At 70.3% G+C, this 15,416-nt stretch carries 31 protein-coding genes and 1 pseudogene; all 32 read right to left on the bottom strand.

Annotated features, from left to right (window positions below; all coding sequences use genetic code 11):
- Positions 1–133: 133 nt before the first annotated feature.
- The 32 genes and pseudogenes from BJ982_RS20445 to BJ982_RS20290 all read right to left on the bottom strand — a co-directional run bounded on the left by BJ982_RS20445 (position 134) and on the right by BJ982_RS20290 (position 15,411).
- The gene (locus BJ982_RS20445; protein ID WP_184882419.1) at positions 134–574 is read right to left on the bottom strand and encodes a GvpU-like protein; all 441 of its coding nucleotides are present in this window, start codon (positions 572–574) and stop codon (positions 134–136) included.
- Positions 575–780: 206 nt separating this feature from the next.
- On the bottom strand, positions 781–1,146 hold the full coding sequence (locus tag BJ982_RS20440; RefSeq protein WP_184882417.1) for a hypothetical protein: 366 nt from the start codon (positions 1,144–1,146) through the stop codon (positions 781–783).
- A gap of 103 nt (positions 1,147–1,249) precedes the next feature.
- Positions 1,250–1,495, bottom strand: coding sequence for a hypothetical protein (locus tag BJ982_RS20435; protein ID WP_184882415.1), 246 nt, complete (start codon positions 1,493–1,495; stop codon positions 1,250–1,252).
- A complete protein-coding gene (locus BJ982_RS20430) occupies positions 1,492–1,917 on the bottom strand; it encodes a hypothetical protein (protein ID WP_184882413.1) in 426 nt (141 codons plus the stop codon). Before BJ982_RS20430 ends, BJ982_RS20435 begins: the two co-directional genes overlap by 4 nt.
- Positions 1,907–2,197: a helix-turn-helix domain-containing protein gene (locus BJ982_RS20425; RefSeq protein WP_184882411.1), complete on the bottom strand. Its 291-nt coding sequence runs from the start codon at positions 2,195–2,197 to the stop codon at positions 1,907–1,909. The genes BJ982_RS20430 and BJ982_RS20425 overlap by 11 nt, the downstream gene beginning before the upstream one ends.
- Before the next feature lie 59 nt (positions 2,198–2,256).
- Complete coding sequence (locus BJ982_RS20420; RefSeq protein ID WP_184882409.1) at positions 2,257–2,730, bottom strand: hypothetical protein; 474 nt, start codon at positions 2,728–2,730, stop codon at positions 2,257–2,259.
- Positions 2,727–3,401, bottom strand: a complete 675-nt coding sequence (locus tag BJ982_RS20415) for a hypothetical protein (RefSeq protein WP_184882407.1) — start codon at positions 3,399–3,401, stop codon at positions 2,727–2,729. Before BJ982_RS20415 ends, BJ982_RS20420 begins: the two co-directional genes overlap by 4 nt.
- Entirely contained in the window at positions 3,398–3,634 is a 237-nt protein-coding gene (locus BJ982_RS20410) for a hypothetical protein (protein ID WP_184882405.1), read from the bottom strand. The genes BJ982_RS20415 and BJ982_RS20410 overlap by 4 nt, the downstream gene beginning before the upstream one ends.
- Entirely contained in the window at positions 3,631–3,873 is a 243-nt protein-coding gene (locus tag BJ982_RS20405; RefSeq protein WP_184882403.1) for a hypothetical protein, read from the bottom strand. The genes BJ982_RS20410 and BJ982_RS20405 overlap by 4 nt, the downstream gene beginning before the upstream one ends.
- Positions 3,874–3,935: 62 nt before the next feature.
- On the bottom strand, positions 3,936–5,066 hold the full coding sequence (locus tag BJ982_RS20400) for a TIGR03299 family phage/plasmid-derived protein (RefSeq protein WP_184882401.1): 1,131 nt from the start codon (positions 5,064–5,066) through the stop codon (positions 3,936–3,938).
- A 53-nt stretch (positions 5,067–5,119) separates the two neighbouring features.
- Positions 5,120–5,635: a helix-turn-helix transcriptional regulator gene (locus BJ982_RS20395; RefSeq protein ID WP_184882399.1), complete on the bottom strand. Its 516-nt coding sequence runs from the start codon at positions 5,633–5,635 to the stop codon at positions 5,120–5,122.
- Between the two features lie 917 nt (positions 5,636–6,552).
- Complete coding sequence (locus tag BJ982_RS20390; RefSeq protein WP_184882397.1) at positions 6,553–7,278, bottom strand: hypothetical protein; 726 nt, start codon at positions 7,276–7,278, stop codon at positions 6,553–6,555.
- Positions 7,275–7,673 (bottom strand): hypothetical protein, encoded by a 399-nt coding sequence (locus BJ982_RS20385; RefSeq protein WP_184882395.1) that lies wholly within the window; start codon positions 7,671–7,673, stop codon positions 7,275–7,277. Before BJ982_RS20385 ends, BJ982_RS20390 begins: the two co-directional genes overlap by 4 nt.
- A 65-nt stretch (positions 7,674–7,738) precedes the next feature.
- Positions 7,739–8,137 carry a hypothetical protein gene (locus BJ982_RS20380; protein ID WP_184882393.1) on the bottom strand — a complete coding sequence of 133 codons (399 nt, stop codon included), beginning with the start codon at positions 8,135–8,137 and terminating at the stop codon, positions 7,739–7,741.
- Complete coding sequence (locus tag BJ982_RS20375) at positions 8,134–8,292, bottom strand: hypothetical protein (RefSeq protein ID WP_184882391.1); 159 nt, start codon at positions 8,290–8,292, stop codon at positions 8,134–8,136. Before BJ982_RS20375 ends, BJ982_RS20380 begins: the two co-directional genes overlap by 4 nt.
- Positions 8,289–8,468, bottom strand: a complete 180-nt coding sequence (locus BJ982_RS20370; RefSeq protein WP_184882388.1) for a hypothetical protein — start codon at positions 8,466–8,468, stop codon at positions 8,289–8,291. Before BJ982_RS20370 ends, BJ982_RS20375 begins: the two co-directional genes overlap by 4 nt.
- Positions 8,465–8,752 carry a hypothetical protein gene (locus tag BJ982_RS20365; RefSeq protein WP_184882386.1) on the bottom strand — a complete coding sequence of 96 codons (288 nt, stop codon included), beginning with the start codon at positions 8,750–8,752 and terminating at the stop codon, positions 8,465–8,467. The genes BJ982_RS20370 and BJ982_RS20365 overlap by 4 nt, the downstream gene beginning before the upstream one ends.
- Positions 8,753–8,762: 10 nt before the next feature.
- Positions 8,763–9,044, bottom strand: coding sequence for a hypothetical protein (locus BJ982_RS20360; protein WP_184882384.1), 282 nt, complete (start codon positions 9,042–9,044; stop codon positions 8,763–8,765).
- Complete coding sequence (locus BJ982_RS20355; RefSeq protein WP_184882382.1) at positions 9,044–9,271, bottom strand: hypothetical protein; 228 nt, start codon at positions 9,269–9,271, stop codon at positions 9,044–9,046. Before BJ982_RS20355 ends, BJ982_RS20360 begins: the two co-directional genes overlap by 1 nt.
- Positions 9,261–9,854, bottom strand: coding sequence for a hypothetical protein (locus BJ982_RS20350; protein ID WP_184882381.1), 594 nt, complete (start codon positions 9,852–9,854; stop codon positions 9,261–9,263). Before BJ982_RS20350 ends, BJ982_RS20355 begins: the two co-directional genes overlap by 11 nt.
- On the bottom strand, positions 9,847–10,050 hold the full coding sequence (locus BJ982_RS20345) for a hypothetical protein (RefSeq protein ID WP_184882379.1): 204 nt from the start codon (positions 10,048–10,050) through the stop codon (positions 9,847–9,849). The genes BJ982_RS20350 and BJ982_RS20345 overlap by 8 nt, the downstream gene beginning before the upstream one ends.
- On the bottom strand, positions 10,043–10,210 hold the full coding sequence (locus BJ982_RS20340; RefSeq protein ID WP_184882377.1) for a hypothetical protein: 168 nt from the start codon (positions 10,208–10,210) through the stop codon (positions 10,043–10,045). Before BJ982_RS20340 ends, BJ982_RS20345 begins: the two co-directional genes overlap by 8 nt.
- A gap of 229 nt (positions 10,211–10,439) precedes the next feature.
- A pseudogene (locus tag BJ982_RS40510) lies at positions 10,440–10,718 on the bottom strand (winged helix-turn-helix domain-containing protein); the annotation flags it as partial.
- Positions 10,719–10,810: 92 nt separating this feature from the next.
- The gene (locus tag BJ982_RS20330; RefSeq protein ID WP_184882373.1) at positions 10,811–11,446 is read right to left on the bottom strand and encodes a hypothetical protein; all 636 of its coding nucleotides are present in this window, start codon (positions 11,444–11,446) and stop codon (positions 10,811–10,813) included.
- A gap of 13 nt (positions 11,447–11,459) precedes the next feature.
- Entirely contained in the window at positions 11,460–11,960 is a 501-nt protein-coding gene (locus BJ982_RS20325) for a hypothetical protein (protein WP_184882371.1), read from the bottom strand.
- 5 nt (positions 11,961–11,965) lie between these two features.
- Positions 11,966–12,373: a DUF6205 family protein gene (locus BJ982_RS20320; protein WP_184882369.1), complete on the bottom strand. Its 408-nt coding sequence runs from the start codon at positions 12,371–12,373 to the stop codon at positions 11,966–11,968.
- Positions 12,373–12,876 carry a hypothetical protein gene (locus BJ982_RS20315; RefSeq protein ID WP_184882367.1) on the bottom strand — a complete coding sequence of 168 codons (504 nt, stop codon included), beginning with the start codon at positions 12,874–12,876 and terminating at the stop codon, positions 12,373–12,375. Before BJ982_RS20315 ends, BJ982_RS20320 begins: the two co-directional genes overlap by 1 nt.
- Complete coding sequence (locus tag BJ982_RS20310; RefSeq protein WP_184882365.1) at positions 12,873–13,379, bottom strand: RusA family crossover junction endodeoxyribonuclease; 507 nt, start codon at positions 13,377–13,379, stop codon at positions 12,873–12,875. The genes BJ982_RS20315 and BJ982_RS20310 overlap by 4 nt, the downstream gene beginning before the upstream one ends.
- Complete coding sequence (locus BJ982_RS20305; protein ID WP_184882363.1) at positions 13,376–13,876, bottom strand: hypothetical protein; 501 nt, start codon at positions 13,874–13,876, stop codon at positions 13,376–13,378. The genes BJ982_RS20310 and BJ982_RS20305 overlap by 4 nt, the downstream gene beginning before the upstream one ends.
- Positions 13,873–14,100: a hypothetical protein gene (locus BJ982_RS20300; protein WP_184882361.1), complete on the bottom strand. Its 228-nt coding sequence runs from the start codon at positions 14,098–14,100 to the stop codon at positions 13,873–13,875. The genes BJ982_RS20305 and BJ982_RS20300 overlap by 4 nt, the downstream gene beginning before the upstream one ends.
- Position 14,101: 1 nt before the next feature.
- On the bottom strand, positions 14,102–14,458 hold the full coding sequence (locus BJ982_RS20295; protein WP_184882359.1) for a hypothetical protein: 357 nt from the start codon (positions 14,456–14,458) through the stop codon (positions 14,102–14,104).
- Entirely contained in the window at positions 14,458–15,411 is a 954-nt protein-coding gene (locus BJ982_RS20290; RefSeq protein ID WP_184882357.1) for a hypothetical protein, read from the bottom strand. The genes BJ982_RS20295 and BJ982_RS20290 overlap by 1 nt, the downstream gene beginning before the upstream one ends.
- Positions 15,412–15,416 lie beyond the last annotated feature (5 nt).

The following is a 15,416-nucleotide window of genomic DNA, read 5'->3' as shown; positions in this document are numbered from 1 at the left end:
CCAAGCCAGCCGAAGGAAGTCGGCCTTTCCCCCTTTCCCGTATGGAAAACGGCCCCTCGTGGGAGAGGCCGTTGCATAAGAGGGCTCCGGGAGGAAGTCTGTGCGGTGAGGGCCGCGAGGCTTCGCCGGCGACCTACCTCTTGCGCATTCCCATGGACACGGGGGTCCAGGCGGTGACGTCGGCCAGCCGGATTCGCCACCAGGCGCCTTCACCCGTCGGCAAACGGTCGCCGGTCAGGGTGAATCCGTCACGCAGGTGCAGGAACTCAGGAAGGTCGAGCTTGAGATTGCCATTTCCCCCGGCGACCCAGTTTGCCGCCTCACGCTGCTCGCGCTGCTTCTGAGCATTCGCGCCGAGCTGCGCGAAGAGGGTGTTGTAGTCCTCCTGGTCGTAGTCGAGGAACTTGTAGGTGTGGCGGATGTCCTGCACGACGTTGTTGGCGTACTCCTCGACGGACACGAGGACGCCGGTGAGGACCGCGCCGTTGACGGTCAGCGTGAGGCCGATCGACCGCGATGGATCGCGGTCGATGATCGTTACGAGGGCTTGCAAGGCCCGATCTGGGTCGTTCATGGCCGGATCATAGAGATACGTAGTGACAGAATCCCGGTTATCGGGCGATTCGGTATGAAGCTCGGGCGCCACAGACGGGCGACTCCATAGACTGGGCTGCGGTCCCCTTCTCGGTGGGCCACGGCCGGCGGGTTGCCTGCGGCCTCGGCCGCCCCGCCGGTCCCCACGCGAAAGCCCCCGCCTTGGGCGGGGGCTCGGTGTGCTGGTCAGTTCATCGCATCGCGCTGGTCGAGCAGCCCGGAGGCGATGGTCACCAGCATCTCGACCTGGCCGAGCGCGTCGAGGATGATCGCCTCACGGAACTCCGCGCCGTTCTCGGCGTAGCTGACGATCAGGTCTCCGGCGGCGAGCCAGCGCAGGGTCAACGCCCAGATCGCGCTCCGGATCTCGTCAGAGATGGGCCGGTTGTCGATCTCGTCAAGTGCGACGATCATCGACTGGCGTACGTCCTGAAGCTCACCGTCGCCGACGACGTGGATACCGATCCGCGCGAGAACCTTGGCGCAGTGGGTGAGGGTGTGCGCCCAGTTGGCGACGAATTCGACCAGCCGGGGGGTTTCATCGAAGAACACGGGGTCTCCTTTTCTCGGTGGTGGGGTTGCCTGCCCCATTTCCAACGATTCAAGAATAACCGGCTGTACCGACGTTTTCCGTATCCCGGCGGACAGATCCGCGTTATGTGCGCGGGTCGTTTACCAGCCGGAAATCGGAATACTCATCTCCTTTGATCCCCATGGTCAAAAGCGCGGTGAATTCCCGCCCCGGCAACTCGCTTACCGGTATTCCGGCGTCCTCGGCGACCCTCGCGGCGGGGACCCGCACCGAGGCGTTCGTCCCGCGGATCGCCAGTTGTGCCATGTCGGGCGCGCCGAAGACGCCGTCGAAGACGGCGAGCACGTACACGGTGACGCGGTGACTCATCGGTCCTCTATTCCTCGACCTTGGCCGCCATGCGGATGCTGCTCGGCCAGTACGAACTGGGCCACGGCGGGGGCCACGGCGCGGCCGAGCTCTGCGATGGCCAGGAGACGCTCCTCCGGGGCGCAGGCCACCCTGTCGATGTGGTTGATCACGGCTTGGACGTTGGGGCCGTTGACCGGCAGCGTGGCGGCCAGGCGCACGATGAGCTCGATATACGGGCTCTCGCCGTCCCGGGCGTGGATGTCGTCGAGCTGCTCGCCGGCGGTCTGCTCGTCCAGGCCGAGGGCGTCGACCACGCGCCGGATGAGCAGGGGCCTCAGCTCCTCCCATTCCTCGCGCGGGGGCGGGGTCCACCGGGCCGCATCCGAGCTTCCGCGCCAGTCGGGGAGTATGTCGTCGTCGAGTGCCGGGTCAGGGCGCACGAGGCTGGTCCTTCCGGGGCCGGCCGCCGCCGGTGCCGCGGCCGGGGCGGTTCTTGGCCCACACGATGATGGTGTTCGGCCGCCAGCGGGGGGTGCGGACGACGAGCTCGTCCTCGTCGGGCAGGCCGCTGGCGTCGCCCTTCTTGCCGCGCTGGCGGTAGACCCAGACGGTGGTCTGTGCCACGTCGAGGTAGGCGGCGACGTCCTCGGTCGTCCACCATTCCGCCTGGGGGTCGGCGAGGCGCCGGGTGGGCTCGGCGCCAGCGTCATCGCCTGTCATGGGCCGGTGCTTGTCGCGGTGACCATGACAAGGATTATGGACCGTTGCGGTGCCGCCGATCACGTGGGGCTCGTGTTCTGCCGTTGCAGAACCTGGAGCTCCGCGCGTAGCCGATGGACCTCGTCGCGGAGTTCGGCGACCTTGTCGGCCTCGGCGTACGCCTGCGCGCGCCACAGGTCCGCCTCGGTGACCAGCTCGTGGATCAGCACTGTGCGGCGAAGGTCGGATACGCCGACCAGCGCGAGCAGGGCGTCTCGCTGCGCGCGGACCTCGCGCAGGGAGTCGGTGATCGCGGCCAGCTCGGCCTTCAGGTCGAGGAGGTCCTGGTGCTCGGCCAGGCTCTCCTGGAGGCTACGCGTCTCGCGCGCCTCGGCGAGGCGGAGCCGGACCAGGACGGGCCCGAGCCTCTCCAGGAGGAGATCCTCGGGCCGCGTGCCCGGACGGTACTGGTAGGCGAGGTAGCGGCGGGCGAGGTCGTCGAGCAGTTCGTCATCGGCCGGGTCGGCGACGATCGCCTCCAGGGGGCCGTTCACGTCCGCTCTTCCAGGGCGCGGCTGCGCGCCGTGGCCTTCTCCAGGCCGCGGTTGCAGGCGTTGACCAACTTCTTCAGGTGACGGTCCAGCGCGGCGGCGTCGATGGCGCCCTGGTCCTTGCCGAGCTGCCAGTGCAGGCCGATCACGCCGATGCGCAGCTGCTCGTAGGCGTCCATGACACCGTTGAGCCGGTCGACATGGGTCTGCAGCTCGGTGATCGTCCCGGCGTGGATCGCGCAGTCCCGCCACCGCGTGGCCTCGGCGAGCTCGCGGCGGCGGGCGTCGACGGCCTGGGCGTGGGCGCCGGCGACGCGGGCCTCGGCCTTTAGCGCGCGCTCGCGCCAGTGGACCATCCACCGCTCCAAGTAGCTCGGGTCGGGCGGCTCTTGGGCGGGCTTGAGCCGGGCGATCTCCTCGATCGGGTGGCAGTCGTGGTCGCACACGAGCAGCTGGCCGTCGGCGTAGCCGATGCACATGCCGCAGGCGCCGCCGCGGCAGTTGTCGGACAGGTTCGGCGGGGTGTCGCAGCCGCATGGCTCGGCCCGTGGGCCGAGGGCGGGGTCTATCGCGGCGATGAGGTCGGCGCCGAGCCGGCCGCCGGTGGCGTGGCCGAGCCGGACCCGGCGGCCGTCGAGCTCGACGGTGACGACCAGATGCCGGGTGTCCGTCATAGTCCCTCACCCATCTTCAGGCCGCTGTCGACGCTCAGAATGGCGCGGCCGGTCGTCTCGACCTGCTCGCGGGTGGCCAGGCTCTGGTGGCGGGGCGGTCCGAGGCGGGCGCGCAGCGCTTCCAGGGTGCAGGCGCAGATGGGCCAGGACTGGTAGAGCAGCCCGCCGTCGGGCAGCTGCTCAGCGAGGCTGAGGGTGACGTCGCCGTGGTCGGCGTGCGGGTCCTCGGTCATGGTCGGCCTTCCGTGGTGGTGGGCGGTGGAGCGGCGTACACGGTGACCCCGGTGGGGCAGGGCCCGAGCGAGTCGAGCTTGCGGGTGATGGCGGCCAGGTGGGTGGCGTCTTGGTAGCGGCCCGAGGCGCTGGCGCGGGCATGGGCCAGGGCGACGATGTCCAGGAGCGTGACGGTCTCCTCGGCGTTGAGCCGGACGGCGATCGTGCCCGTGGGACGGGAGTCGTCGGTGATAGGCATCGGGCACTCCTGCGGGAGGGTGGGGCGGCCCGTCCCCTGATCGGGCCGCCCCGGTGGAGTGGTCAGCGGCGGGCCAGCGTCATGAGGCGCTGGTGGGTCTTGGTCTTGTCGTTGTCGTCGGTGCCCTCGATCAGGGCGGTGGCGCGGGCGATCTCCTCGGTCATGGTGCGGCCGGGGCGGCGCGGGGCGACGTGGTCGAGGTAGTCGGTGATGGAGCGTTCGGCGGCGTAGGCGGTGCGTCCGAGCCGTCCCGCCTCGCCCTCGAACATGCCGATCAGGGTGTCGCGGCGGCGTGCGGCCATGTTGACGGTGCGGGTGGTGGCGTCCTCCCCCACCGGCCACAGGCCGGTGATCAGCCGGTCGAACTCGTCCAGCGTGATCGTGGTCTGTGCGAGGAGGGTCTCCTCGGTGGCCCACTCCTGGTAGTAGGCCACGGTCAGGCCGAGGGCGCGGCGGGCCTCGGCGATCCGGTCCAGCGCGCCGGAGGTGTGCCGCACGCCGAAGCGGCTGTAGGCGTCGCGGACGGCGCACCGCTCGGTGTTGGCGCACACCGGCCGCCATGGGGTGGCCACGACCTGGGCCTGTGAGCTGGCGTCGTGGCTGTTGACCATGACGAGGAACGGCACGATCTCGTCGTGGATGCCCTCGGCGTCGATGGTGACCGTCTCGGGGAGCCGCAGGGAGACGAAGACCTTCCGGCCGCCGCGCAGTGCTCCGGCGGATTCCCAGATCACGCCGTGGTCGTTGACGAGGTCCTCCAGGAACTGGAAGATCTCGTGGTTCTGGATCGGGACGTACTTGCTGCCGACCACGCCGAGCGCGCCGCCGGTGTCGGTGCGGACGGTGACGAAGTGGTCCGGCGCGGTGCGGAGCGTCGGGGTGTCCTCCTGGTCGGTCATGAAGCTGTAGCGGACCTCGCGGCGTTCGACCTCGAAGTCGATGCCGCCGAGGCGGAGCACCTGCGCGATGTCGCAGATGCCGTCGGGGATGACGTTGCCGAGGCCGTGCCAGGCGGGGGTGGTGGTGTAGAGAGCGGCCTGCCCGGTTGTGGTGTCCAGGCCGTCGCGGCCGATCACCTCGTAGGCGTCGAAGCCCGCTCCGGTCCAGGTCCCGTCGGCGCGGCGGGTGGACCCGAAGCGTTCCATCTGCGCGCGGCGCTGGTCGTAGAACTGCTGGTTGACATCGAGTGCCATGACTGTCCCTTCCGGGGGTCGGGCCGGGCGGCCCCCTGCCGCCCGGCAGGGGGTCACAGGATGGGGTCTCCGGGGGTCCAGCGGGCCTCGCCGTATCCGTCGGGGTGAATCTGGCGGATCTCGGCGCGGATGCGGGCGAGCGCCGCACGAGCCGGGTCTAGACCAAAGTGGTCGAGCAGGAAGCTGCCGCCCGGCAGGACGTCGAGGTTCTGGATGCGGTCCACTCGGAATGAGCGGGGATCGCCGCTGCGCCGGTCCATAGCCCGAACGATCACGTGGCCGCGTGCCGTCTCGGTGAGTTCGTAGGGCTCGATCGTGCGGGTGGTCCACTCGCCGCCCCCCGCCACGTAGGTGATCATCACCGGGTGTTCGGCGGCGATCGCCTCCGCCAGCACCGGGCGGAGGGCGGGCTCGTCGATCGGGGTGATGCTGGCGTGGCGGACGCTGGTCAGGCTGTAGGGGCCGGTGAGCCGGTACCGCTCGGCGTCGTGAGCGGCGACAACGAAGATCACGCCGTGGAGCCGCTCGATGCTGCCGTGGTAGCGAACCCGCGTCCCGACCTCGTACATGGCCCCTCCACAAACTTTGTCCAAGTTACCTATACCAAGTATCCGCCTTCACGGAAACTATGTCAATGTCACATATACAAAGTTTTTGGTCTGTGCCTGCCAGCAGCACACCGTGTAGCGGGCAGGCGCGGAGATCGCCTCGTCACTACGGTCCGGCAGGGTTCGGCATGAGGTGGCGGGCCGAGTCGGACGGGGGCGGTATGGGTGGAGCTCGCGTGATCAGTGGGACGCGGAGGATCGGCCGGCGGCGTGGCAGGTGTAGCACTGTCGGATTGGCAGGAACTCGGAGCGGCTAAGGCATGGCTGGTCGGCAGGTTGCGCTCGGACCGGAGTGGGTCGTTATGGCGAGTCACCGACGGGGAGCGATGGCCAGGCATGGCTTGTCACCGTGGGCAGGGCCGTGCGGCATGAGAAGTCAGGCGGTCAGGAGAGGGCCAGGGCAGGGCATGGCCGGTCGGTGCGGCGTGGCTGGAGATGGCAGGACGAGAGCGGTCGGCCGCGGGTTGATGGGAGTCGGGAAGGCGTGGAACGTCGGCATGGCGCGAGAGGACAGGCGACGAGTGGAGCTGTCGTACAGGATCGGGGCGGGTTGGCCAGGTATGTCGGCTGGGCACGGTCGGGCTCGGGTAGCGGTAGGCCAGTCGAATCGTCACGTGATGGCCAGAGGCGGCGGGGCTTGTCGCCCGGCGGTGGCATGTGAGGGTCGGAGACGTTAAGTCGGATCGGGGCCGAAACGACCGGTTCCGGTTTGTGCGGGCTGGGTTCGACATGTCGCACGGGGTGGGGATGATCGGCTCCGGCAAGGCCGGGCTGGGCTCGGAAGGTCGACGCGGAGTGCCGTTGAGCGGGCCGGTTCGCGAAGTCGGATCGGGGTGGGTGGGCTAGCCGTATCGGTCACGGCGTCGCAGGAGAAGGCGTCACTCGACGGTTTCGATCTTGTCCCAGGCGCGCAGCTCGAACTTACCGTCTGAGCGTGCGCGGTCCGCGCCGATGCCGATGTCCTCGCCGCGCTGCCAGATGCGCCCCCACTCCTCAGTGGAAAGGAAGTCGTCGTGCACGCGGAGGGTGAAGGTCAGCAGCGGGCCCTCGACGTACTCGACCCGGGCGATCGAGCTGCGCGGGCCGGTGGGCGTTCTGACGTGCTTGACGCGCTCCTCGATCCCTGTCGGCTCGGTGACGCCCAGCGGGATGAACACCTCCGGGACGAACACGCGCTCGGCCAGGGTGGCCATGAGGCCCTTGCGGAAGGTGCTGGCGACCTTCTTCTTGGACGGCCAGTCCGTGCCCGGGTAGGCGCTGTTGGCCCACTCCTTCAGCGCGGCCTTCATACACCGGCCCTCGTATGCGAGTTCGCCGGCGGGCGTGCGCTTGAAGCCGTTCACGCTGACCTCGGCCGCCTCGGACTCCATGAGCGCCTGGGCGAGCGCGTCCGCGGTGGGCTGGCGGTCGGGGAACCGTTCGGTGAGGGTCTGCTCGGCGAGCTCCTGCAGGTCGCGGTCGCCGAGGTCGAGCCGTGTCTTCAGCCAGCCTTTGATGACGCTCGGCGAGCTGGGGATGCCGCCGACGAGCTTGTCGAGGACCTGCAGTTGCACGCGGTAGAGGGTGACGTCGCTGGTGACGCCGAAGATGCCGGTGGCGCTCATGCCCGTCCCCCGGCGACGTGGGGCAGCGGGGTGGCGCCGTGGGCGCGGTTGAGTGCGTAGTTCTTGCGCCTGAGTTCGTCGTTCGCGAGCTCCAGCCGCTTGATTTCCGCGCGGGCCAGCCTCAGGGCTTCCTCGGCGTCGGCGTCGGCCTCCAGCGCCGCCCGGGTGTCTCGGAGGGCCTGGCGGGCGCGGCCGTAGTTGACGACGGCGGCCTGCACCTCGGTGGTGTGCTGGATCGTGCGGAAGAGGTTGAAGAGTTGCCGTGGCGTCTTGCCGTCGAGGGTCTGGCCGGTGATGGCCTCGATGTCGGCGCGGAGGTCGGTGTCGCCCTGGATCATTTCGACGACGGCGTCGAACTCCTCGGGCGTGTAGTCCTGCGCGTTGCGCTGTCTCATCGGGGTTGTGCTCCCTTCAGGGGTGTTGTGCGCGGTCATGTTCCTGGCTGCGCGTGAGGGTTTGGTCATGCGCATTCGCGCGCCCACCGGGGCCCGATGCGGGTCCATCGGCACTGTCCGGCCGCGCTCGCCTGTTCGGCGGTCCACCGGGTGCCGTCGGTCAGCGTCCCGGCCACATGGGCCGACGGGGCTTCGCCTGGCAGCGTGACCAGGCCGCCGCAGTGCACGCACTTGGCGCCGGTCAGCAGGCGGCGGGCGAGCGCTTCCAGGGCCTCGGCGGGGCCTTTGTGGTTTTCCTCGGTGATCCGGGCGCCGTGGTACTGGGCGTGGGCGTACCAGGAGGCTTCCTGGACTGGCACGCCCTCGTGGAGGAACCCGACCTGGAGCTGCTTGGCGCCGGTCCGGCCCACCAGGTCGAGCGCCGCGAGCACGACCTCCTCGTCGAGGTCCTCGTCGAGGTTCATGGCTCCTCCTCGGGGGGCGGCTTGGGTCCGCCGGCGAGGATGCACGCGGTGAGGTACAGCGCCTGCAGGGTGGTGAAGCCGGCGGCGCGCAGGCTGGTGAAGTACTCGTGCGCGACGATGCAGGCGGTGCGCACGTCCATCGGCGGCTCGGTCACCGGACGGGCTCCTGGAGCGCAAGGGCGCGGATCCGTCCGCGCATCGTGGTCCGGCCGGTGACGAGGGTGTCGCCGGGCAGTTGCATGCGGTCGGCCCGGTCGACGAGCTCGCGCAGTTCGGCGAGCGTCATCCCGGCCTTGGGGTCGTCGGCGTCCTGACCGAGGGTGGCGCTCACGGTTTTCTCCAGCGGGTGGTCGGGGGCCTTTCCGGGACGTTGAGCTGCCGGGCGGCATCCTGGCGGCCGGCGGGGCTGCGCAACGCGACCGACAGGACCAGGAAGGCCAGTGCGGGCATGGCGACCAGGAAGCCGAGGCCGGCCAGTCTCCAGGAGCCGAACCAGATGGCGGCGGCGAGCAGCAGCCAGGAGGCGACGGCGGTGGACATGGAGGCGGTGAGGAGCTGGCGGGCCTTCTTGTCGAGGCGGGTGGACTGTTCGGGGGTGAGCTGTGGGTGGGGCATGGTCTCCTCTTCAGCAGATGAACAGGACATGGCGGTGGGTGGGCAGGCCAGGGCAGGTGGCGCCGTTGGGGGTGCCGTCGGCGAACGGCCCGTCGCAGACGGCCCATTGCGCTGAGATCCCGGTCGGGTGCTCGGTGTTGAGGCGGCCGGTGGCCTGCTCGTCGGTGAGGTTGGTGCAGACCGAGGCGTGCAGCAGTCCGGCTCTGTAGACCTTGAAGTCGTACGGGGGCGGGTCAGTGCGCGGCTCGACCACGGAGGCGACCTGGTCCTGCGAGCGCGAGTAGTCAGCCATCACCGCCGCCGGTCGTTGATGATGGAGGCGAGCAGCCCGCAGATCGTGATCGGCCAGAAGATGCTGTAGGCGACCAGCATCATGGCCGCGAAGACCATCCACGGCACTCGCGACTCCCGGGCCAGCGTCGCGATCATCTGCGGGCGCATCACGAGCCCGAGCGCGACGAAGAAGGCCCAGCCATACGCGCCCAGCACGTAGACGGCCAGCAGCGGATTAGTGGGCATTGTCTTCCTCCCATTCATGGTCTCGGCAGGCCGGCCACCAGGCCCTGACATCGCTGGCTTCGCTGTGCGTCGCCCGCGGCGGGGGGTGGCGAGAGCCCTCCTGCCATCCGGCGAGGCACTTGGGGTAGGAGCGGGCGCCGCTGTGCAGGGCCTGCCGGAACGCGCAGTTGCCGCACCGGCGGCCCTCGGCCTGACGGTCGTCGCCGACCGGTGCGGCCTCGGGGTGCAGGGGCAGGCGGCGCGACAGCACCGCCGACAGCGGGTGGGAGCCGACGGCGAGCAGGGCGGCCTGCCGTTTGGTGCGGCGGACGGTCGGCGACTCCTTGGCCGGGCGCGGCACAGGGTCGGCCCCTTCGGGCAGGTCGAACAGGGCGTCGGGGTCGGGCACTATCCCCTCCTTGGACTGGCGATGGGCGTTGTGGCCGAAGTGGTAGGCGTCGCCGCAGGGGTAGACGCGGAAGCGATCTGCCGGGTAGATGGTGCGGGCCGCGCGCTTGGCCTGCCGGCGCGACCGGAACCGCCGCTTGCCGCAGACGGGGCAGACACCGTTGTCGATGAGGGCCGCGTCCTTCGGCCTACTCACCGCCGTCGTCCTGGTCCAGGGCCACGACGGCCGCGACGATGTGCCGCTCGCCGCGGCCGACGGCTTCGGTCTGGACCTGTTCCTCGTCGCGTTCGGCCCGTGCGGCCTCAAGGTCGGACATGCCGTAGCCGGTGAGCTCGGGCTGGCCGCTGGCCTGGTTGTAGGTGACGACGACGTACCCGAGCGGTTCACCCATGACGTCCCCTGTAGCCCTTGAGTGTGATCGTGACGGTGCCGGTCTCGGGGTCCACCTGCGTGTGCTCCAGCCAGCACGGTTCAGCGCAGATCAGCGCGTAGTCACCGGGCCGTACCTGTGCGGTCGCCTCCTCGCCGGTGACGGTGTCGACAGCGGTCACGCTGATCGGGGCAGCAGTTCCCTCCGGAGCCTCAGGCATCGGCTGCCACGGCCTCGACCATGTGGTTCTCGTTGGCGCGCTGGACGATCCACCGGGCGGCCTGCGGCGACATGGCCGCCGCCACGAGGACGTCGTTGGCGTCGTAGATCGTCTGGCCGTGCCGGTCGATCCGCAGCGGCAGTCGGAACGTCTTCACTTCGAGGGCGGTCAGGGCCGGTGGGGGGACGGCGTCGGCCTCGAACAGGAAGCCGACCCCGCGGACGGTGGTGATGTAGCGAGGAGCGGAGGGGTCGTCGCCGAGCGCGCGCCGCAGCCACGACATGTGCATGTCGATGGTCTTGGTCGACCCGGCCCAGCTGGTGTTCCACACCTGGCTCATCAGTTCCTCGCGGGTGACGACGCGGCCGGCATGGGAAACCAGCGCCGCCAGGAGGAGGTAGACCTTCAGTGGTAGCTGCAGCTCCTGGGCGCCTTTCCAGGCCCGGTAGGTCGCCTCGTCTACGCGGATGAGGCCGTCGTCGGGGGGCGTGTGGTCCATGGCGTGTGCCTCTCGGGGTTCATCCCGGCCGCCGCCGCGGCGGCCGGGATGGGGATGGGTGGTCAAGACGGGCTGCGGGTCACGTCGACGCCTGGTGTGCGGGCGGCCGACCCGAGGAACCCGGTCGGCGGGGGCGCTCCGTACAGGGCGACGGCCACCGCGGTGGCGGCGGCGCGCAGGCCGGCGACGAAGGTGCCGCCGGGGACCCTGCCAGTGGGCGTGGCAACGTCGGGAAAGAACTCTCGTTCGATCACCTGGGGGGCAGGGCGCCGCCGCATGGCGGTCCACATGCGGCGGTGTACGTCCACGCACCAGATCGAGGCGATCTCGACGGCGTCGGGCCGCTGGTGGAAGGTTCGTCCGAGCCGGTCGCGTTGGAACTGCGCGTGCTCGGCGGCCGGGGCGTCGTCCTTGGGCGTCGCGACGGCGTGTGCCTCGACGGCCAGCATGAACCCGTACAAGGTGGGCGGTTCGGAACGTTCCACCTGATCGCTGATCGCCTCGTGGGCGAGCTTCATCATCACGTCCGAGTACATGGACGGGTGGATGGTGGTGTCGATGACGGCGACCGTCCCGAAGGCGATGTTCTCGCCGTCCCAGAGCAGGGTGATCAGCTCGTGGGGCATGTCCCACCCGGTGCGGTCGAGCAGCTGCCGGTCCACGATGCCCGCGATCAGGTCACGGTGCGGGGGTTGCATATGGCGGGGCCTTTCAGTTCGCGCGGCCGTGGTGCGGGTCGCGGTCGTGGGCGAGGGTCTGGTGGATGGCCTGCCGCCAGGCGGCGCGAATCCGGTCGGGCGCGTTGGCGGCCTCCGGGCACAGCCCGCCGTCTACGACCGCTCGGACACACAGCTCGGCCAGCTTGACCGCCTTGTCGTCGGTGGTGGTGAACTGCTCGTCGACGTTGCCCGGCGTCAGGTAGCGCAGCGAACCCTTGCGGACCTGGTCGGCCTGGACCGGGCCGTGGCCGGGGTCGAGCGTCAGGACCATCAGCTCGTGCGTCACGTCCGGCCGATGCTTGGTCGCGGACGGGACCCCGGGCACCTCGGCGAGGGTGATGACCAAGAGCCGGTACTGGGACCACAGCGGGTGCCACAGCGGCGCGGTGATGATCCACGAGTCAAGCGCGGCGGGCGAGTCCTGCTCGTAGTTGGCCCTGGGCACCCGATTGGCCGTGCCGTACGGGCCCGTGACCTCGGTCAGCTCGCTCATGGGGCTCACACCTGCTCCCCGACGCCGTCAGGCCACACGAGCGTGGGCCGCTCCTCGACCGCGCGGCCGTCGACGATTCGAACGCGCCAAATGTCGGGCGACTCTGATCCGCGCACGAGGATCCGACCGGTGAAGGTGTGACCTTCGCCATGCGCCGCGACGATCTCCTGCACCTCTCGGAGTAGGCCGTCGGCGCGCAGCTCGTCGGCCGTCGAGACCCGGATGGCGACTGCGGATCTGCGGATCAGCGTGCCCTCGTCGGTCTCCACGGGCTCCTCGACCAGGCGCAGCCAGACGAGGCGCTCGTACTCCTTGCGCGCCGGCGTGCAGACGAATCGGCTGCCGTGGAGCTGCGACCAGGGGATCGGCGGGTCGATGGTGATCTCGCCGGACAGATAGCTGACGTAGCCCATCAGTGCTCCTCCTCGGTGTTGAGCAGCGCATCCAGGCCCTGGCTGACGGCGTCGAGTTCGTGCTTGATCTCGCTGATCGTCAGGTGCGGGTTGGCGTTGACCCGGGCGATGTAGCCGACCCAGTGCTTCAGGCCGGCGCGCAGGCGGGCGGCCTCGATGCCGTGGAGCAGGCCACCGATGTTCTTCAGGCTGGTGTCGGACAGTTGGAAGATGCCGTCGTCGTCGAGGGTGCCAGCGGCAGTGCGCTGCACGTACAGGGCGCGCGCGGCCTCGCGGATCGCGCCTTCCTGGTCGCGGTTGGGGACCTCGATGGAGGTCATGCGGACCTTCACCGAGGGGTCCTTGTCGGCGTCCGGCGCGGGCTGGGTGCGCTCGACGTGGCGGAACTCGCAGATCGCCAGGATGGACGCGCCGGGTCGGTCGTATAGCGGGCGAATGTGCGGCTCCAGGGCGTTCGCCGCGGACGCGCCGACCTTGGAGTCGAACTTCAGCGTGGTGGTCATGCTCCCCCGTTCCAGATGCGGATGACGGCGCCCGGCTCACCGAGCGCGTGCTGGTGGACGTGCGGATAGGTCGTGATGACGCGGCCGTCGATGATCTGCGAGTCGTCCACGTAGATCACGCCGGTCAGCGCGTCGCAGATCGCGCGGGCGTAGTGGTCCCAGTCCGAGGACGACCGGGTGACTGGCCACTTCGCGGTCACCGACTTCAGCCGACGCACGGTGACGACCGCCTCCAGGCGCACCGGGCCGAGCAGCGTGGCGTGCTGGGTGCGGTAGGTGCCGCACTCGTCACAGGGCAGGGCCAGGCGCCGGTCCTCCCCCGTCGGGGGCCGGAACTCGTGCGCGCCCAGCACATCGAGCGCGGCGCCGCGGACCCTCTCGCGCCACGGGCTGAGGTCCTTGCTGTTGGCGTGGTACGCCTTGCCGTGCTTGGGCCCGGTGCGCAGGTTGCCCTGCCCAGCGGGTTCGCCGCGCACTGCGATGATGACCAGCGGGGCCGTCACGCGGCGTCCCTGATGCGGACGAGGCGGCCCATGACGTGCGTGGGCGCGCAGCACGGAGTGTCGGTGTCGGCGCGGGGGCATCCGTTGCCGCACCAGGCGCATGCGGTCGTGCCTGGGCAGCTGCCGCTCGCGATGGTCGCCGTGCAGGCGGCAGGGTCGCAGGTGCAGCACGCCGGGCGCGTGGTCGTCGCCGGGCACCACGGGTGCGGGTGAGCGCAGGCGTGCACGCCAAGGATGGTCGCTCCGCCCGGCTGGTAGGCACCGACCGCGAGCCCGCGGACGATCGCGGGCAGTACGCCCGGCGTACTCGCGGCCCGAACCCGTTTGGTGTTGTGGAACATCATCTGGTCGGCCTTGGACGCGATGATGTCGGCCGCGCCCGCGAGGTAGGCCCGCCGCTCCTGGAACGTCGAGCCGCGCAGCTCGGCGATGGCCAGGGGCACGAGGCCGCCGAGGGCGTCGGCGAGGTTGGCGGGAACGTCCGCGCTGGGCGTCACCGGCCCTCCTCGGGGGCGGTCTCGACAGGGACGGGGCGCTGCGCGCGGTGCCACTGCCGGTGGTGGCGGGCGTCGGTCTCTGCCGCCACCTTGACGACCTGCGGCTCGCCCTTCCACGGCTGGCCGTCCTTGCCGGCCGTGCAGCCCTGGGTACGGCAGACGGCCTGCGGCCGGGCGCCGTTGGCCAGCTCGATCGCGACGATGATGCGGGGGATCTCCGGCATCTCAGCTCCTTCCGGGGGCGGGGGTGTAGGCGGCGCAGCCGGTCTTCGGGGATCCGGCGCGCTTGCCGCACACCAGCTCGTGCTCCAGGACCGCGGCGCCGCAGAGGCAGGGCGGCCGGGTGTCGATGGCGGCTCGAAGTTCGCGGACCTCCTCCGGCAGCTGCCCGCTGCTGCCGGTCGAGGGTGTGACGGCGGGCGGCTGGAGGGCCTCGACCGGTCTCCAGCCGTGGCCGCGGGCCATGACGACCAGCTCGATGGCGAGGTGCTGCGGGTCGGGCACGCCTGCATCGGCCAGGCGGCGGGCGTACTTCGCGGTCAGGGTGTCGGCGGCGCGGCCGAATGGGTCATCGGACCCCATCACGCCCCCCGATCCAGCTCGTCGGCGGTGACGCCGAGGTGGGCCAGGGCTGCCTCGAAGTCGGCCTGGTCCTGCTCGGTCCATGGCCGGTCGGCAGCGGGCGTGGCGCGGCAGGGGCAGTCGCCGGGGTCCAGGCCGCATGCTCGGCAGGCGGTGCCGAGCGTGGCGTCGCGGGACAGGCGGCTGAGCGCGCCGCGTAGCTCGGGGATGTGCTGGTCGTCGCGATATCGGCCCTCGGACATCACCATCACCGCGTAGCCGCTGATCGCTTGAGCGCCGAATCCGGCGCGCATGGCGGCGGCGACGAGCGGCACCAGGTGTCGTCGCACCCAGCCCGGCGCGTTGGCGTAGCGCGGGATGTCGTGGATGACCTTGCGGGCGAGGAAGTCTTCCGGTTGCGCCGGAGGCGCCTTCGCGTACGCGCGCGCGTTACGGTCCGTAAGCCCGCCTACGGCGGGAACCGAAGTACTTCCCCTGTTCCCCTGTTCCCCTGTTCCTATTTCCAGCGCCGAGACTTCAGCGGCGTCCGCCGAGGACTCGGCGGGTTCCGCCGAGGATCCGGCGATACTCTCCGAGAGTTGAAGTTTCAGCAGCTCAGGGCCGGGCTCCTTGGTCTTGACCGGCTCGGGATCCCACGGCCGGCCTTCCTCAGGAGCGGGGTACTTCGGCTGCGAGCGCTTGTCGATCTTCTGGTGCTTCTCCCACGAGGGGATGTAGTAGTAGGGCCTGCCGTCGACCTCGTAGAAGACCACGTCGAACGCTCGGCGGATCTCGCCGAGCCACCGCCGGATGTCGGTCGCGGTGATGTCCTCGTCGTGCGGGAAGGCGAACCCGCCGAGCTCCTTCGGCGAGGCGGTGCCGCGGCCGAAGTCGTCGGCCCAGTTCCACATCGCGATGAACAACAACCTGGCCCACGGGTCGAGGCCGTTCATGCCGGGCGACCGATGCTGCATGCCGG

This window comes from Sphaerisporangium siamense (assembly GCF_014205275.1).
In the GTDB taxonomy this organism is placed as follows: Bacteria; Actinomycetota; Actinomycetes; order Streptosporangiales; family Streptosporangiaceae; genus Sphaerisporangium; species Sphaerisporangium siamense.
Note: the sequence above shows the minus strand (reverse complement) of the source record. Positions and strands in the feature narration are given on the sequence as shown.

Bases quoted from the DNA above. Each gene is read 5' to 3' on its own strand.
- BJ982_RS20300 (WP_184882361.1), bottom strand. From the start codon at position 14,100: ATGCCGGAGATCCCCCGCATCATCGTCGCGATCGAGCTGGCCAACGGC.
- BJ982_RS20415 (WP_184882407.1), bottom strand. From the start codon at position 3,401: ATGACGGACACCCGGCATCTGGTCGTCACCGTCGAGCTCGACGGCCGC.
- BJ982_RS20345 (WP_184882379.1), bottom strand. From the start codon at position 10,050: ATGGGTGAACCGCTCGGGTACGTCGTCGTCACCTACAACCAGGCCAGC.
- BJ982_RS20290 (WP_184882357.1), bottom strand. From the start codon at position 15,411: ATGCAGCATCGGTCGCCCGGCATGAACGGCCTCGACCCGTGGGCCAGG.
- BJ982_RS20385 (WP_184882395.1), bottom strand. From the start codon at position 7,673: ATGAGACAGCGCAACGCGCAGGACTACACGCCCGAGGAGTTCGACGCC.
- BJ982_RS20365 (WP_184882386.1), bottom strand. From the start codon at position 8,752: ATGCCCCACCCACAGCTCACCCCCGAACAGTCCACCCGCCTCGACAAG.
- BJ982_RS20325 (WP_184882371.1), bottom strand. From the start codon at position 11,960: ATGAGCGAGCTGACCGAGGTCACGGGCCCGTACGGCACGGCCAATCGG.
- BJ982_RS20395 (WP_184882399.1), bottom strand. From the start codon at position 5,635: ATGTACGAGGTCGGGACGCGGGTTCGCTACCACGGCAGCATCGAGCGG.
- BJ982_RS20360 (WP_184882384.1), bottom strand. From the start codon at position 9,044: ATGGCTGACTACTCGCGCTCGCAGGACCAGGTCGCCTCCGTGGTCGAG.
- BJ982_RS20410 (WP_184882405.1), bottom strand. From the start codon at position 3,634: ATGACCGAGGACCCGCACGCCGACCACGGCGACGTCACCCTCAGCCTC.
- BJ982_RS20390 (WP_184882397.1), bottom strand. From the start codon at position 7,278: ATGAGCGCCACCGGCATCTTCGGCGTCACCAGCGACGTCACCCTCTAC.
- BJ982_RS20315 (WP_184882367.1), bottom strand. From the start codon at position 12,876: ATGACCACCACGCTGAAGTTCGACTCCAAGGTCGGCGCGTCCGCGGCG.
- BJ982_RS20330 (WP_184882373.1), bottom strand. From the start codon at position 11,446: ATGCAACCCCCGCACCGTGACCTGATCGCGGGCATCGTGGACCGGCAG.
- BJ982_RS20355 (WP_184882382.1), bottom strand. From the start codon at position 9,271: ATGCCCACTAATCCGCTGCTGGCCGTCTACGTGCTGGGCGCGTATGGC.
- BJ982_RS20435 (WP_184882415.1), bottom strand. From the start codon at position 1,495: ATGAGTCACCGCGTCACCGTGTACGTGCTCGCCGTCTTCGACGGCGTC.
- BJ982_RS20295 (WP_184882359.1), bottom strand. From the start codon at position 14,458: ATGGGGTCCGATGACCCATTCGGCCGCGCCGCCGACACCCTGACCGCG.
- BJ982_RS20405 (WP_184882403.1), bottom strand. From the start codon at position 3,873: ATGCCTATCACCGACGACTCCCGTCCCACGGGCACGATCGCCGTCCGG.
- BJ982_RS20380 (WP_184882393.1), bottom strand. From the start codon at position 8,137: ATGAACCTCGACGAGGACCTCGACGAGGAGGTCGTGCTCGCGGCGCTC.
- BJ982_RS20425 (WP_184882411.1), bottom strand. From the start codon at position 2,197: ATGACAGGCGATGACGCTGGCGCCGAGCCCACCCGGCGCCTCGCCGAC.
- BJ982_RS20320 (WP_184882369.1), bottom strand. From the start codon at position 12,373: ATGGGCTACGTCAGCTATCTGTCCGGCGAGATCACCATCGACCCGCCG.
- BJ982_RS20445 (WP_184882419.1), bottom strand. From the start codon at position 574: ATGAACGACCCAGATCGGGCCTTGCAAGCCCTCGTAACGATCATCGAC.
- BJ982_RS20400 (WP_184882401.1), bottom strand. From the start codon at position 5,066: ATGGCACTCGATGTCAACCAGCAGTTCTACGACCAGCGCCGCGCGCAG.